The organism is Kitasatospora viridis, assembly GCF_007829815.1.
GTDB classification, from domain to species: domain Bacteria; phylum Actinomycetota; class Actinomycetes; order Streptomycetales; family Streptomycetaceae; genus Kitasatospora; species Kitasatospora viridis.
Map to the genome: position 1 here is coordinate 4,390,833 of NZ_VIWT01000001.1, position 14,301 is coordinate 4,405,133.

Annotated in this window: 13 protein-coding genes; 10 read left to right on the forward strand and 3 right to left on the reverse strand. The window is 73.5% G+C overall.

All coding sequences use genetic code 11. The features are described 5' to 3' along the window. Positions 1 to 8 precede the first annotated feature (8 nt). Together hemW and FHX73_RS19730 are read left to right on the forward strand one after the other, a co-directional pair. On the forward strand, positions 9 to 1,238 hold the full coding sequence (gene hemW, locus FHX73_RS19725) for a radical SAM family heme chaperone HemW (protein ID WP_145906246.1): 1,230 nt from the start codon (positions 9 to 11) through the stop codon (positions 1,236 to 1,238). A gap of 29 nt (positions 1,239 to 1,267) precedes the next feature. Then, positions 1,268 to 1,804: a Uma2 family endonuclease gene (locus FHX73_RS19730; protein ID WP_145906247.1), complete on the forward strand. Its 537-nt coding sequence runs from the start codon at positions 1,268 to 1,270 to the stop codon at positions 1,802 to 1,804. Here FHX73_RS19730 and FHX73_RS19735 read toward each other — a convergent pair. The 3 genes from FHX73_RS19735 to htpX are packed head-to-tail and all read right to left on the reverse strand — an operon-like array spanning position 1,795 to position 4,220. Continuing rightward, positions 1,795 to 2,625: a DUF3097 domain-containing protein gene (locus FHX73_RS19735; RefSeq protein WP_145906248.1), complete on the reverse strand. Its 831-nt coding sequence runs from the start codon at positions 2,623 to 2,625 to the stop codon at positions 1,795 to 1,797. The genes FHX73_RS19730 and FHX73_RS19735 overlap by 10 nt on opposite strands. 34 nt (positions 2,626 to 2,659) lie before the next feature. Next, a complete protein-coding gene (gene pspAB, locus FHX73_RS19740; protein WP_145906249.1) occupies positions 2,660 to 3,244 on the reverse strand; it encodes a PspA-associated protein PspAB in 585 nt (194 codons plus the stop codon). A gap of 52 nt (positions 3,245 to 3,296) precedes the next feature. Continuing rightward, positions 3,297 to 4,220, reverse strand: coding sequence for a zinc metalloprotease HtpX (gene htpX / locus FHX73_RS19745; RefSeq protein ID WP_145906250.1), 924 nt, complete (start codon positions 4,218 to 4,220; stop codon positions 3,297 to 3,299). Between the two features lie 252 nt (positions 4,221 to 4,472). Here htpX and hrcA point away from each other — a divergent pair, with 252 nt between their 5' ends. From hrcA to ybeY, 8 genes are all read left to right on the forward strand, one after another. Beyond that, complete coding sequence (hrcA, locus tag FHX73_RS19750) at positions 4,473 to 5,669, forward strand: heat-inducible transcriptional repressor HrcA (protein WP_246213603.1); 1,197 nt, start codon at positions 4,473 to 4,475, stop codon at positions 5,667 to 5,669. A gap of 95 nt (positions 5,670 to 5,764) precedes the next feature. Next, positions 5,765 to 6,907 carry a molecular chaperone DnaJ gene (dnaJ, locus tag FHX73_RS19755; RefSeq protein ID WP_145906251.1) on the forward strand — a complete coding sequence of 381 codons (1,143 nt, stop codon included), beginning with the start codon at positions 5,765 to 5,767 and terminating at the stop codon, positions 6,905 to 6,907. Positions 6,908 to 6,994: 87 nt separating this feature from the next. After that, positions 6,995 to 7,744 (forward strand): 16S rRNA (uracil(1498)-N(3))-methyltransferase, encoded by a 750-nt coding sequence (locus FHX73_RS19760; protein WP_145906252.1) that lies wholly within the window; start codon positions 6,995 to 6,997, stop codon positions 7,742 to 7,744. A 160-nt stretch (positions 7,745 to 7,904) separates the two neighbouring features. After that, complete coding sequence (locus FHX73_RS19765) at positions 7,905 to 11,177, forward strand: S41 family peptidase (protein WP_145906253.1); 3,273 nt, start codon at positions 7,905 to 7,907, stop codon at positions 11,175 to 11,177. Between the two features lie 69 nt (positions 11,178 to 11,246). Further along, a complete protein-coding gene (locus FHX73_RS19770; RefSeq protein WP_145906254.1) occupies positions 11,247 to 11,606 on the forward strand; it encodes a histidine triad nucleotide-binding protein in 360 nt (119 codons plus the stop codon). A 4-nt stretch (positions 11,607 to 11,610) separates the two neighbouring features. After that, positions 11,611 to 12,531 carry a ribonuclease Z gene (locus FHX73_RS19775; RefSeq protein WP_145906255.1) on the forward strand — a complete coding sequence of 307 codons (921 nt, stop codon included), beginning with the start codon at positions 11,611 to 11,613 and terminating at the stop codon, positions 12,529 to 12,531. 172 nt (positions 12,532 to 12,703) lie between these two features. Further along, on the forward strand, positions 12,704 to 13,786 hold the full coding sequence (locus FHX73_RS19780; RefSeq protein WP_145906256.1) for a PhoH family protein: 1,083 nt from the start codon (positions 12,704 to 12,706) through the stop codon (positions 13,784 to 13,786). A gap of 14 nt (positions 13,787 to 13,800) precedes the next feature. Continuing rightward, a complete protein-coding gene (gene ybeY / locus FHX73_RS19785; RefSeq protein ID WP_145906257.1) occupies positions 13,801 to 14,295 on the forward strand; it encodes an rRNA maturation RNase YbeY in 495 nt (164 codons plus the stop codon). Positions 14,296 to 14,301 lie beyond the last annotated feature (6 nt).

Sequence of the window (14,301 nt, forward strand, 5' to 3'; positions counted from 1 at the left end):
ATGGACCCATGCCCTCCGCACTCCCCGACGGCGAACCCCTGCCCACCGACGGCTCGCTGCCCGCCCAGGCCCTGTCCGGCCTCGGCGAGCGGCCGTTCGGCTTCTACCTGCACGTGCCGTACTGCGCCAGCCGCTGCGGCTACTGCGACTTCAACACCTACACCGCCACCGAACTGCACAGCGCCGGCGCGGTCGCCTCGCAGGAGAACTACGCGAGCCACCTGGTCGGCGAGGTCCGGCTGGCCCGCCGGGTGCTCGGGGACGCCGAGCTGCCGGTGCGCACCGTCTTCCTCGGCGGCGGCACGCCCACCCTGCTGCCGGCCCGCGACCTGGTCGCGATGCTCGCGGCGATCCGGGACGAGTTCGGGCTGGCCCCGGACGCCGAGGTGACCACCGAGGCCAACCCGGAGTCGGTCACCCCGGCCTACCTGGCCGAGCTGCGCGAGGGCGGGTTCAACCGGATCTCCTTCGGCATGCAGAGCGCCCGGCCGCACGTGCTCAAGGTGCTCGACCGCCACCACACCCCCGGCCGGCCCGAGGCCTGCGTGGCCGAGGCGCGGGCGGCCGGCTTCGAGCACGTCAACCTGGACCTGATCTACGGCACCCCGGGGGAGTCCGACGACGACTGGCGGGCCTCGCTGGAGGCCGCGATCGGCGCCGGCCCGGACCACGTCTCGGCCTACTCGCTGATCGTCGAGGAGGGCACCCGCCTGGCCGGCCGGATCAAGCGCGGCGAGCTGCCGATGGTCGACGACGACGTGCACGCCGACCGCTACCTGATCGCCGAGCGGGCGCTGACCGGGGCCGGCTTCTCCTGGTACGAGGTGTCCAACTGGGCCACCGACGAGGCCGCCCGCTGCCGGCACAACGAGCTCTACTGGACCGGCGCCGACTGGTGGGGCGCCGGCCCCGGGGCGCACAGCCACGTCGGCGGCACGCGCTGGTGGAACGCCAAGCACCCCGCCGCGTACGCCCGGGCGCTCGCCGAGGGCCGCACGCCGGGCCAGGGCCGCGAGGTGCTGGCCGACGAGGACCGCCGGGTCGAGCGGATCCTGCTCGAACTGCGCCTGGTCACCGGCTGCCCGCTGGACCTGCTCGCCGAGGCCGGCCGCAAGGCCGCCGAACAGGCCCTGGCCGACGGCCTGCTGGCCCCGGAGGCGTTCGCCGCGGGCCGGGCCGTCTTGACCCTGCGCGGGCGGCTGCTGGCGGACGCGGTGGTGCGTGACCTGGTGGACTGATTGTCGTTCCACCGTCTGTGGACAATCGCATGAGCCGGCTGTTCGAGAACTGGGAACCCCCTGAGGGCGTCAAGGCGGAGTTGCTCAGGGGCGAGATCGTGCTCGTCGGTGGGCAGGACGTCGTGCACAACCTCGCGGTCACGGAGGTCCAGAACGGCATCCCCGACGCGCGCTGGCACCGGGTCACGACCCAGGACGTTCTCATCCCCAGCGATGGCAGTGAGCCGCAGCCGGACCTGGTGGTCTGTGATCGTGGTGCCGTTGCGGGCGCAGGGCGGGCTGTGCCCGCCTCCGCCGTCACCCTGGTGGTCGAGGTGGTCTCCAGGAGCAGCGTCGACCGGGACTACCGCACCAAGCGCCACCTGTACGCGGAGGGCGGTATCCCGGCGTACCTGATCGTCGACCCGCTGAGGGGGGGCTGCGTCCTGCTCAGCGAGCCGCGGACGGACGCGCCTGGCGGAGAGCCTGACTACCTGTTGGAGCGGTCCGCCGGATTCGGCGACCCGCTGCCCGTCGACGTCCTCGGCCTGATCTTGGACACCAGCGAGTTCCAGACCTACTCCTGACCCCCCGTCACGAAGTCGATCAGCTCCTCCACCTTCCCCAGCAGGGCCGGCTCCAGGTCCTTGTAGGAGTTCACCGAGGCCAGGATCCGCTTCCAGGCCGCCGGGGTGTCGACGGGCCAGCCGAGGCGGCGGCAGATGCCCTGCTTCCACTCCTCCTCGTAGGGCACGTCGGGCCAGCCGGGGATGCCGACGCTGGCGGGCTTGACGGCCTGCCAGATGTCGATGAAGGGGTGGCCGACGACCAGCACCGCGGAGCCGGTGACCTGCGCGGCGATCCGGTGCTCCTTGGTGCCGGGGAGCAGGTGGTCGACGAGGACGCCGAGCCGGCGGCCCTCGCCGGGGGCGAAGGCGGCGACGATGGCGGGCAGGTCGTCGATGCCCTCCAGGTACTCGACCACCACGCCCTCGATCCGCAGGTCGTCGCCCCAGACCCGCTCGACCAGTTCGGCGTCGTGCCGGCCCTCGACGTAGATCCGGGACTCCCGGGCCACCCGGGCCCGGGCGCCGGGGACGGCGAGCGAGCCGGAGGCGGTCCGGGCCGGCCCGGTGGGCGCGGCGGCCGCCGCGGGGCGGACCAGGGTGACCGGCCTGCCGTCCAGCAGGAAGCCGCGCGGCACCATCGGGAAGACCCGGTGCTTGCCGCGCCGGTCCTCCAGGGTCACGGTCAGCCCCTCGGCGGTCTTCTCGCAGCGCACCACGGCCCCGCAGAAGCCGGTCTCGACCTCCTCGACCACCAGGTCCCGCTCGGCGGCCACCTCGGGCACGGGGACGGTCCGCTTCCAGGGCGGGGTCAGGTCGGGGCCGTACTGCTCGCTGCGCATGACGGTACCTAACCAGACGGACCGTCAGCGCACCTCACAGCCCGGGCGCGCCCCAGACCGGGAACCAGCGGCTGAGGTCCTGCTCGATCCGCAGGTCGTTCGCCAGCATCGCCTTCATCTGGATCTCCAGCGGGCTGTTGCGCCGCTCGCCGCCGCCGGGCATCGGGGCGAACGGGTAGAAGGTGCCGCGCTTGTAGAGGTAGACCAGGGCGAGCGACTGGCCGTCCGCGTTGCGGAAGCCGACCAGCGAGCAGAGCAGCTGCGGCCCGAAGCCGTTGGCCTCCAGCTCGCTGTTGACCGCGTGCAGGTCGTTGACCAGGTCCGGCAGCTCCTCGGGCAGGTGGCGGGCGAGCAGCCAGGAGTACCCGTAGCCGTCCCGGCTGGCCTCCACCGGCACGCCGCCGTCGCCGGTGTCGGCGTCGAGCAGGGCCCGCACCTGGCGCTCCACCTCGTGGAACGCGCCGCCCTCCACCGCGGCGAAGCAGACCGACCCGACCCCGGTCGGGGTGAAGCCGGCGGCGGCCTCCAGGGTCAGCGCGGCGGAGGGGATGCCGAAGAGCTGGTCGAGGTCCGGCTTGACCGGCTTGCTGCGGCCCAGCAGGGCGTCCAGGAATCCCACGGATCGTTGCCTTCCGTTCGTGCGGGTGAGGGGGAGCCGGGTGCGGCGGGGCTCAGTGGCCCAGCTCGGTGGAGATCTTCTCCAGCTGCTTCAGCCGCTGTTCGAGCGTCGGGTGGGTGGACATCAGCTGGGTGCCGACCTCCCGGGCGCTCAGCGCCGGGGCGAAGAAGAAGGCGTTGTACGGCTGCGCCTGGCGCAGGTCCTTGGTGGGGATGGCGCCGATCTGCCCGGTGACCTTGGTCAGCGCGGAGGCCAGCGCGCTGGGCCGGCCGGTGAGCTGGGCGGCGGCGCGGTCGGCGGCCAGCTCGCGGTAGCGGGAGAGCAGCCGGGTGAGCAGGAAGCTGATCGCGTAGACCACCATGCTGACCACCGAGACCAGCACGATCGCGATGGCCGCGTTGTCGTTGTTGTTGTTGTTCCGGTTCCCGCCGCCCCACATGCCGGTGTAGAGCGCGATCCGGGTGATCGCGCCGGCCAGCACGCCGAGGAAGCCGGCGATGGTCATCACCGCGACGTCGCGGTGCGCCACGTGCGAGAGCTCGTGGGCCAGCACGCCCTCCAGCTCCTCCGGCTCCAGCCGGCGCAGCAGTCCGGTGGTGACGCAGACCACCGCGTTCTGCGGGTTGCGGCCGGTGGCGAAGGCGTTCGGCATGTCGTTGTCGGCCACCGCGACCCGGGGCTTGGGCATGTCCGCGAGCGCGCAGAGCCGGTCAATGGTGCCGTGCAGCTGCGGGTACTGCTCGGGGGTGACCTCGTGCGCGCCCATCGCGCGCTGGGTGATCTTGTCGCTGAACCAGAACTGGGCGATGAAGAGCCCGCCGGAGATCAGCACGATCAGCGGCCAGGCGCCCTTGAGCAGGACGATCAGGACGCCGGTGAAGCCGACGTACAGGAGCCCGATCAGGAACATCGTGGTGACCATCCGTCCGGTCAGTCCACGATCGGGAGCAAAACGGGTGTGGGGTCCGGCCGACATGTCTGCTCCTTGAAGTCCATCCGTGGTGACTGATACCGATGCTGCCACTTCGTCCGCCCGGGAGCACCCACCTCGGGTGGGTCGACATCACGTGATCCGCGCGGCATCCCGCGACAGGGCGTTCCTGCCGTCGGACCCGGGCCTTACACTGGCAGGTACGGTTTTGGCACTCCTGCGTGCAGAGTGCCAGCCGAACCACGGACAGTGCAGGACCTGGCACCTGGACAACGCGCGAAGAGGGAGGTGCGTGCCATGTTCGACGAACCCGAATCCGACCCGCGTCCGACCGGCCGCGAACCGGCGCCCGGCGGCCAGTCGGCCGCCGCGGACCCGGGTGCCCCGGCGCCGGGCCGCCGGGCCGCCCGCCCGTCGGCCGGCCGGGCCGTGCGCGGCGCCGCCGCCCGGGCCGCCGAGCCCGGCGCGCTGGCGCTGGCGCTGGACGACCGCAAGCTCGCCGTGCTGCGCGCCATCGTGCAGGACTACGTCGGCACCGAGGAGCCGGTCGGTTCCAAGGCGCTGGTCGAGCGGCACAACCTGGGCGTCTCCCCGGCCACGGTGCGCAACGACATGGCGACGCTGGAGGAGGACGGCTACATCCAGCAGCCGCACACCAGCGCCGGCCGGATCCCCACCGACAAGGGGTACCGCCTGTTCGTGGACCGGCTGGCCGAGGTCAAGCCGATGAGCGCCCCCGAGCGCCGGGCGATCCGGCACTTCCTGGACGGCGCGGTCGACCTGGACGACGTGGTGGCCCGCACCGTGCGGCTGCTGGCCCAGCTGACCCGCCAGGTCGCGGTGGTCCAGTACCCCTCGCTGACCCGTTCGACGGTCCGGCACGTCGAGCTGGTGATGCTGGCCCCGACCAAGGTGATGCTGGTGCTGATCACCGACACCGGCCGGGTCGAGCAGCGCATGGTCGACTGCCCGGCGCCGGTCCGCGAGACCACCCTGGGCGACCTGCGGGCCCGGCTGAACGCCCGGGCCGGCGGCCGCCGGTTCCCGGACGTGCCGGCCCTGGTGGAGGACCTGCCGGCCTCCTTCGAGCCGGCCGACCGGCCGATCGTCTCCACGGTGCTGTCCACCCTCTTCGAGTCGCTGGTCGAGCAGAACGAGGAGCGGATCATGCTGGCCGGCACGGCCAACCTGACCCGCTTCGGCCACGACTTCCCGCTCACCATCCAGCCGGTGCTGGAGGCGCTGGAGGAGCAGGTGGTGCTGCTCCGGCTGCTCGGTGAGACCAACGACGGCGGCATGACGGTCCGGATCGGGCGCGAGAACGACTACGAGGGACTGAATTCCACTTCGGTCGTCTCGGTCGGTTACGGTTCGGGCGATGAAAGCGTGGCCAAACTCGGAGTGATCGGGCCGACCCGGATGGACTACCCCGGAACCATGGGGGCGGTCCGGGCGGTCGCCCGCTACGTGGGGCAGATCCTCGCGGAGTCCTAAGTAAGCGGAGTCCTAGTAAGACGAGTCCTAGCAAGACCCAGTCGTAGCACAACCCAGAAGCAGCATTTCTAGAGGCGGAACAAGCGGAGTCATTGGTGGCCACGGACTACTACGCGGTACTCGGCGTCCGACGGGACGCGGGGCAGGACGAGATCAAGAAGGCGTTCCGGCGCCTGGCCCGTGAACTGCACCCGGACGTCAACCCGGACCCGAAGACGCAGGAGCGGTTCAAGGAGATCAACGCCGCCTACGAGGTGCTCTCCGACCCGCAGAAGCGCCAGGTCTACGACCTCGGCGGCGACCCGCTCTCGCCGAACGGCGGGGGCGGCGCGGGCGGCTTCGGCGCGGGTGCGGCGGGCTTCGGCTTCTCCGACATCATGGACGCCTTCTTCGGCGCCGCCGCCGGCCAGCGCGGGCCGCGCTCGCGCACCCGTCGTGGGCAGGACGCGATGATCCGGCTGGAGATCACCCTGGAGGAGGCGACCTTCGGCACCACGAAGGAACTCCAGGTCGACACCGCCGTCACCTGCACCACCTGCAGCGGCGAGGGCGCGGCCCCCGGCACCACCGCGCAGACCTGTGACATGTGCCGCGGCAAGGGCGAGGTCTCCCAGGTGACCCGCTCCTTCCTGGGCCAGGTCATGACCTCCCGCCCCTGCCCGCAGTGCCAGGGCTTCGGCACCGTGGTGCCGACCCCGTGCCCCGAGTGCGCGGGCGACGGCCGGGTCCGGGCCCGCCGCACCCTGACCGTCAAGATCCCGGCGGGCGTGGACAACGGCACCCGGATCCAGCTGGCCGGCGAGGGCGAGGTCGGCCCCGGCGGCGGCCCGGCCGGCGACCTCTACGTGGAGATCGCCGAGACCAGCCACCCGACCTTCCAGCGCCGCGGCGACGACCTGCACTGCACGGTCACCATCCCGATGACGGCCGCCGCGCTCGGCACCCAGGTGCCGCTGCAGACCCTGGACGGCCCGGAGGAGCTGGACATCCGGCCCGGCACCCAGTCCGGCCAGTCCATCCCGCTGCACGGCCGCGGGGTCACCCACCTGCGCGGGGGCGGCCGGGGCGACCTGATAGTGCACGTCGAGGTGCAGACGCCCACCAAGCTCGACGCCGAGCAGGAGGACCTGCTGCGCCGGCTCGCGGTGCTGCGCGGCGAGGAGCGGCCGTCCGGCCAGTTCGCGCCGGGCCAGCAGGGGCTGTTCTCCCGCCTGAAGGACGCCTTCAACGGCCGCTGAGCGCCCGTGCCGGGGGCCGGAGGTGGGCTGACCGCCCGCACCGGCCCCCGTGCCGTTCCCCCCACCTCCCCACCGGAAAGCCGAGCCATGACCGCACCCGTCTTCGTCGTCGCCACCGACCGGCTGACCGCCGCCGCGCCGGGCGCCCTGGTCCGGCTGGACGGGGCCGAGGGCCGGCACGCCGTGGCCGTGAAGCGGCTGGAGCCGGGCGAGCCGCTCACCCTGACGGACGGCCAGGGCCTGGGCGCGCACGGCACGGTGGCGGCGCTGCACGGCAAGGACGCGCTGGACGTCGAGGTGGCCGAGCTGCGCGCCGAGCCGGCGCCGAGCCCGCGGATCACCGTGGTGCAGGCGCTGCCCAAGGGCGACCGGGGCGAGCTGGCGGTGGAGACCATGACCGAGGTCGGGGTGGACCGGGTGGTGCCCTGGTCGGCCGCCCGCTGCATCACCCAGTGGAAGGGCGAGCGCGGCGCCAAGGCGCTGGCCAAGTGGCGGGCCACCGCGCGGGAGGCCGGCAAGCAGTCCCGCCGGCTGCGCTTCCCCGAGGTGACCGAGCCGATGACCACCCGTCAGCTGGCGCCGCTGCTGGCCGGGGCGCAGTTCGCTGCGGTGCTGCACGAGGAGGGTGCCGAGCCGCTGGCCGCCGCCGCGCTGCCGGCCGGCGGCGAGCTGGTGCTGGTGGTCGGTCCGGAGGGCGGGGTCAGCCCCGAGGAGCTGGCCGCCTTCGCCGAGGCCGGGGCCCGCCCGTTCCGGCTCGGTCCCTCGGTGCTGCGCACCTCGACCGCCGGGGTGGCGGCCGGCGCGCTGCTGCTCGGGCGCACCGGGCGCTGGTCCTGACGGGCGCTGGTCCTGACGGGCCGGCCGGGCGGCCCTGACGGTCCGTTCGGCCTCCGGTTCGACGCTGCGTCAAGCGCGCGACCGGGCAATCCTTCCCCGGGGCCGAGAAGCTCCCGGTAACCGGTGGTCCCGGCCCGGCCGCGGTGCATAACCTGACGAGGTGACGGACACCGAGAGCACCCCCACCGGCGGCGCCTACCTGCGCCATCCCCATCTCCACGGCGATCTGCTGACCTTCGTCGCGGAGGACGACGTCTGGCTCGCGCCGCTGTCCGGCGGCCGCGCCTGGCGGCTGACCGCCGACCGCTCACCGGTCTCCCACCCGATGTTCTCGCCCGACGGCCGGACCATCGCCTGGACCTCCACCCGGGACGGCTCGGCGGAGATCCACACCGCCCCGGTGGACGGCGGCGAGGCCCGCCGGCTGACCCACTGGGGCAGCACCACCCGCACCCTGCTGCGCGGCTGGACCCCGCAGGGCGAGCCGATCGCGATCACCACCGCCGGCCAGCCGACCAGCCGTCAGGCCTGGGCGTTCGCGGTGCCGCTGGACGGCGGCAGCCCGCGCCGGCTGCCCTACGGGCCGATCGGCGCGCTGGCCCAGCAGCCGGACGGCGACCAGGTGCTGCTGCTCTCCGCCTACAGCCTGGAGCCGGCCCGCTGGAAGCGGTACCGCGGCGGCACCGCCGGCAAGCTGTGGATCGGCCGCACCGGGGGAACCTTCGAGCGCGTCCACGAGGAGCTGGACGGCAACATCGACTCGCCGCTCTGGGTCGGCGGCCGGATCGCCTTCCTGAGCGACCACGAGGGCTGCGGCCACCTCTACTCCAGCCTCCCGGACGGCACCGACCTGCGCCGGCACACCCCGGACAGTGGGGGCACCTCCCGGCCGAAGGCCGGGGGAGACTTCTACGCGCGCGGCGCGAGCACCGACGGCACCCGGGTGGTCTGGCACAGCGCCGGCGACCTGTGGCTGCTGGACTCGCTGGACGGCGACGCCCGCCCGCGCCGGCTCGACGTCACCCCGGCCGGCCCGCGCACCGGCCGCCGCACCTTCCCGCTGTCCGCCGCCGGCCGGGTGGAGACCGCGTCGCCGGACGCCACCGCCCGGGCCGCCGCCGTGGTGGTCCGCGGCACCGTGCACTGGCTGACCCACCGGGAGGGGCCGGCCCGGGTGCTGGAGGACACGCCCGGGGTGCGGGCCCGGCTGGCCCGGGTGGTCCCGCCGACCACCGAGGACGGCCCGCAGGGCGCCCTCTGGGTGACCGACGCCGAGGGCGAGGACGCCCTGGAGCACGCCCCCGAGGTGCACGGCGCCGAGCGCCGCCGGCTGGCCGCCGGCCGGCTCGGCCGGGTGCTGGCGCTGACCGTCTCGCCGGACGGCCGGCTGGCGGCCGTCGCCGCGCACGACGGCCGGGTGCTGCTGGTGACGCTGGCCGACGGTTCGGTCCGCGAGCTGGCGCACAGCCGGGACGGCGAGGTCAGCGGCCTGGCGTTCGCCCCCGGATCGGATTGGCTGGCCTGGTCGCAGCCGACCCTGGGCCCCTGGTCGCTGCGGCAGATCATGCTGGCCGAGCCCGCCAGCGGCACCGTCGTCGAGGCCACCCAGCAGCGCTTCCACGACACCTCGCCGGTCTTCACCGCGGACGGCCGCCACCTGGCCTTCCTCTCGGTGCGCAACTTCGATCCGGTCTACGACGCGCACTCCTTCGACCTGGGCTTCCCGACCGGTGGCCGCCCCTACCTGCTCACCCTGGCGGCCGACACCCCGTCACCGTTCGGCCCGCAGCGGCTCGGCCGCCCGGCCGACGGCGAGGAGGACAAGCCGGCCGCCGAGAAGCCGGAGCAGGCCGAGGGCGAGGAGGCCGAGGAGCAGCCGGTCCGCACCCGGGTCGACGTGCCGGGGCTGGCCGACCGGATCGTGCCGTTCCCGGTGGAGGGCGGCCGGTTCGGCGTGCTCCGGGCGGCCAAGGACGGCGTGCTGTGGACCAGGTACCCGGTGGTCGGCGAGCTCGGCGACGACGCGGTGAGCCCGGACGACGAGCGCCCCGGCGCCGTGCTGGAGCGCTACGACCTGCGCAAGCTGAAGGCCGAGCAGCTGGCCGACAGCCTGGACGGCTTCCAGGTGAGCGGCGACGGCAGCCGGCTCGCGGTGCTGGACGGCGGCGAGCTGCGGATCGTGCCCGCCGACCGCAAGCCCGGCGAGGACGACGAGAGCCGGGTGGACCTGGCCCGGCTGCGGATCACCGTGGACCCGGCAGCCGAGTGGCTGCAGATGTTCGACGAGAACGGCCGGCTGATGCGGGACAACTACTGGCGGGCCGACATGGGCGGCTTCGACTGGGCCGGCGCGCTGGCCCGGTACCGTCCGCTGGTCGCCCGGCTGGGGTCGCACGACGACCTGGTGGACCTGCTCTGGGAGGTGGTCGGCGAGCTCGGCACCTCGCACTCCTACGTCTCCCCGCCCGGCCGCGCCCACCGGGCCTCCCGCCCGCAGGGCCTGCTCGGCGCCGACCTGGAGCGCGACGGCGAGGTCTGGCGGATCACCCGGGTGCTGCCCGGCGAGTCCTCCGACCCCCGGGCCCGCTCCCCGCTGGCCCAGCCCGGGGTGGCGGTCCGGCCGGGCGACGCGCTGCTCGCCGTGGACGGCCGCCCGGTCGACCCGGTGACCGGGCCGGCCCCGCTGCTGGCCGGCACCGCCGGGCAGCCGGTGGAGCTGACGGTCCGTCACGCCGACGGCACCGTGCGGTACCCGGTGGCCGTGCCGCTGGCCGACGACGAGGCGCTGCGCTACCACGACTGGGTGGCCGGCCGGCGGGCCGAGGTGCGCGAGCTCTCCGGCGGCCGGCTCGGCTACCTGCACGTGCCGGACATGCTGAGCGCCGGCTGGGCCCAGCTCCACCGCGACCTGCGGGTGGAGGTGGCCAAGGAGGGCCTGCTGGTCGACCTGCGCGGCAACCGCGGCGGCCACACCTCCCAGCTGATCATCGAGAAGCTCAGCCGGCGGATCGTCGGCTGGGGCCGGGCCCGCGACCTGGACTCCCCGGACAGCTACCCGGGCGAGGCCCCGCGCGGCCCGGTGGTGGCGCTGGCCGACGAGCACGCCGGCTCGGACGGCGACATCGTCAACGCCGCGATCCAGGCGCTCGGCATCGGCCCGGTGGTCGGCACCCGCACCTGGGGCGGGGTGATCGGCATCGACGGCCGGTACAGCCTGGTCGACGGCACCGGCGTGACCCAGCCCAAGTACGGGATCTGGCTGGAGGGCTACGGCTGGGACCTGGAGAACCGCGGGGTCACCCCCGACGTCGAGGTGCCGGTGGCCCCGCACCAGTGGGCGGCGGGCGAGGACCCGCAGCTCGCCGAGGCGGTCCGGATCGCCCTGGCCCGGCTGGCCGCCGAGCCGGCGAAGACCCCGCCTCCGGCGGCCTGACGCACCGTCGCGTCCGGTAGGTTGGCGGTTCGTCAGAACCCGATCCGCCGACCCACCGGAGCCCGTGCCATGGCCGAGCAGCTCGACCCCGACTGCGTCTTCTGCAAGATCGTCGCCGGTGCCATCCCGGCCACCGTGGTCCGCGAGACCGAGCGCACCCTCGCCTTCCGCGACATCAGCCCGCAGGCGCCCACCCACGTGCTGGTGATCCCGAAGGCGCACTTCCCGAACGCCGCCACGCTGGCCGCCGCCGAGCCGGAGCTCGCCGCCGCGCTGCTCACCGAGGCCGCCGGGGTGGCCGCCGACGAGAAGATCGCCGACCACGGCTACCGGCTGATCTTCAACACCGGCGCGGGCGCCGGCCAGACCGTCTTCCACGCCCACGTGCACGTGCTCGGCGGCGCGAGCTTCCACGAGGGCATGGTCTGAGCAGGTGACCAACCGCGAACTCGTCGTCCTCGGCACGGCCAGCCAGGTGCCGACCCGGCACCGCAACCACAACGGCTACCTGCTGCGCTGGGACGGTGAGGGGCTGCTCTTCGACCCGGGGGAGGGCACCCAGCGGCAGATGCTGCTGGCCGGGGTCTCGGCCACCGACCTCACCCGGATCTGCGTCACCCACTTCCACGGGGACCACAGCCTGGGGCTGGCCGGGGTGATCCAGCGGATCAACCTGGACCGGGTGCCGCACCCGGTCCAGTGCTTCTACCCGCTCAGCGGCCAGGAGTACTTCGACCGGCTGCGGCACTCCACCGCCTTCCACGAGACCGCCGAGCTGCGGCCGCAGCCGATCCGGGCGACCGGCCCGATCCCGGTGCCCGGCGCCCCGTTCGTGATGGACGCGGTCGCGCTCTCGCACCCGGTGGACTCCTTCGGGTACCGGCTGGTGGAGCCGGGCGGGCGGCGGATGCTGCCGGAGAAGCTGGCCGAGTTCGGGCTGAGCGGGCGGATCGTCGGGCAGTTGCAGCGGCAGGCCGGCGTCGAGTTGGACGGCCGCACCATCACCCTGGACGAGGTCAGCGAGATCTACCGGGGCCAGCGGTTCGCCTTCGTGATGGACACCCGGATGTGCGAGGGCGTCGAGCGGCTGGCCGAGGGCGCCGACCTGCTGGTGATCGAGGCGACCTTCCTGTCGACCGAGGCCCACCTGGCCGAGGAGCACGGCCACCTCACCGCGGCGCAGGCCGCCCGGGTGGCCGCGGCGGCCGGGGTGCGCACCCTCGTGCTGACCCACTTCTCCCAGCGCTACCCCGACACCTCCGGCCACCTGGCCGAGGCCCGGGCGCACTTCGACGGCGAGATCGTGGTGGCCGAGGACCTGATGCGGGTGCCGGTGCCGCCGCGCGTCCGGTGACCGCGGACGGAAAAAGCGCTGGCATCGCTCCCGGACCTGGCGCACCATCGATCGGGCCGTGCCACAGCGAACACCTGCGCGGCGTACCCTGGTGACCCCGGAAGACCCGAAGGGCACCCCGAGACCACGGATGGGATGAGGCAGGCCCCAGCGCCGACCCATGAGCGAACCGATGAGTGACACCGCACAGACCAGCGCCCAGGGCGGCGACGGATCGACTGCCCGGATCGTGATCCCCGAGAAGCACCCGATGGTCACCCTGCTCGGTGCCACCGACTCCCTCCTGCGGGTGATCGAGCGCTCCTTCCCCGACACCGACATCCACGTGCGCGGCAACGAGGTCACCGCCACCGGCGACCGGGCCGACATCGCCCTGGTGAAGCAGCTCTTCGACGAGATGATGCTGGTGCTGCGCACCGGCCAGCCGCTGACCGAGGACTCCGTGGAGCGGTCCATCGCGATGCTCAGGAGCGGCGCCCAGGACAGCCCGTCCGCCGTCTTCACCCAGAGCATCCTGTCCAACCGGGGCCGGACGATCCGTCCGAAGACCCTGAACCAGAAGACCTACGTCGACGCGATCGACCGGCACACCATCACCTTCGGGATCGGCCCGGCCGGCACCGGCAAGACCTACCTGGCGATGGCCAAGGCGGTCCAGGCGCTGCAGGCCAAGGAGGTCAACCGGATCATCCTGACCCGCCCGGCGGTGGAGGCCGGCGAGCGGCTCGGGTTCCTGCCCGGCACCCTCTACGAGAAGATCGACCCCTACCTGCGGCCGCTCTACGACGCGCTGCACGACATGATGGACCCGGACTCGATCCCCCGGCTGATGGCGGCCGGCACCATCGAGGTCGCGCCGCTGGCCTACATGCGCGGCCGCACCCTGAACGACGCCTTCATCATCCTGGACGAGGCGCAGAACACCTCGCCCGAGCAGATGAAGATGTTCCTGACCCGCCTCGGCTTCAACTCCAAGGTCGTGGTCACCGGTGACACCAGCCAGATCGACCTGCCGGGCGGAACCCGCAGCGGTCTCAAGGTGGTCCAGGAGATCCTGGCCGACGTCCCGGACATCCACTTCTCGATCCTGACCAGCACCGACGTGGTCCGCCACAAGCTGGTCGGCCGGATCGTTGACGCCTACGAACGCTGGGACGCCGTGGAGCACGCAGACGAGGCCGCCGCGCCCCGCAAGCAGGCTCCGCGCGGCCCCCGCGGCCGGGCGCCCCGACAGCCCCATCGCACCGAAAGCTGAGCCGAGTTCCCCACATGTCCATCGACATCGCCAACGAGTCCGGGTGGGAGGCCGACGAGGAGGCCATCCTCGACGTCGCCCGCTACGCCCTCGACAAGATGCGGATCCATCCGCTCTCCGAACTGTCCGTGATCCTGGTGGACAGCGACGCGATGGAGCAGCTGCACATCCAGTGGATGGACCTGCCCGGTCCGACCGACGTGATGTCCTTCCCGATGGACGAGCTGCGTCCGGGCAAGGAGGGCGAGGACCTGCCGCAGGGCCTGCTCGGCGACATCGTGCTCTGCCCGGAGGTGGCCAAGGCCCAGGGCCTGGCCGCCCCCTCCGCGCACTCGATGGACGAGGAGCTCCAACTGCTCACCGTCCACGGGGTGCTGCACGTGCTCGGCTACGACCACGAGGAGCCCGAGGAGGAGCAGGTCATGTTCGGCCTGCAGAAGCGGATCCTCGACGACTGGCGGGCCGGTCGGGGGCTGTCGGGGATCTCCCCGGCGCCCACCACCCACTGATCCCCG

Excerpts from the sequence above, each read along its gene's own strand:
- FHX73_RS19735 (WP_145906248.1), bottom strand. The coding sequence starts at position 2,625 with ATGCGCAGCGAGCAGTACGGCCCCGACCTGACCCCGCCCTGGAAGCGG.
- hemW (WP_145906246.1), top strand. The coding sequence starts at position 9 with ATGCCCTCCGCACTCCCCGACGGCGAACCCCTGCCCACCGACGGCTCG.
- htpX (WP_145906250.1), bottom strand. The coding sequence starts at position 4,220 with ATGTCGGCCGGACCCCACACCCGTTTTGCTCCCGATCGTGGACTGACC.
- ybeY (WP_145906257.1), top strand. The coding sequence starts at position 13,801 with ATGTCCATCGACATCGCCAACGAGTCCGGGTGGGAGGCCGACGAGGAG.
- FHX73_RS19760 (WP_145906252.1), top strand. The coding sequence starts at position 6,995 with ATGACCGCACCCGTCTTCGTCGTCGCCACCGACCGGCTGACCGCCGCC.
- FHX73_RS19780 (WP_145906256.1), top strand. The coding sequence starts at position 12,704 with ATGAGTGACACCGCACAGACCAGCGCCCAGGGCGGCGACGGATCGACT.
- FHX73_RS19730 (WP_145906247.1), top strand. The coding sequence starts at position 1,268 with ATGAGCCGGCTGTTCGAGAACTGGGAACCCCCTGAGGGCGTCAAGGCG.
- FHX73_RS19770 (WP_145906254.1), top strand. The coding sequence starts at position 11,247 with ATGGCCGAGCAGCTCGACCCCGACTGCGTCTTCTGCAAGATCGTCGCC.
- hrcA (WP_246213603.1), top strand. The coding sequence starts at position 4,473 with ATGTTCGACGAACCCGAATCCGACCCGCGTCCGACCGGCCGCGAACCG.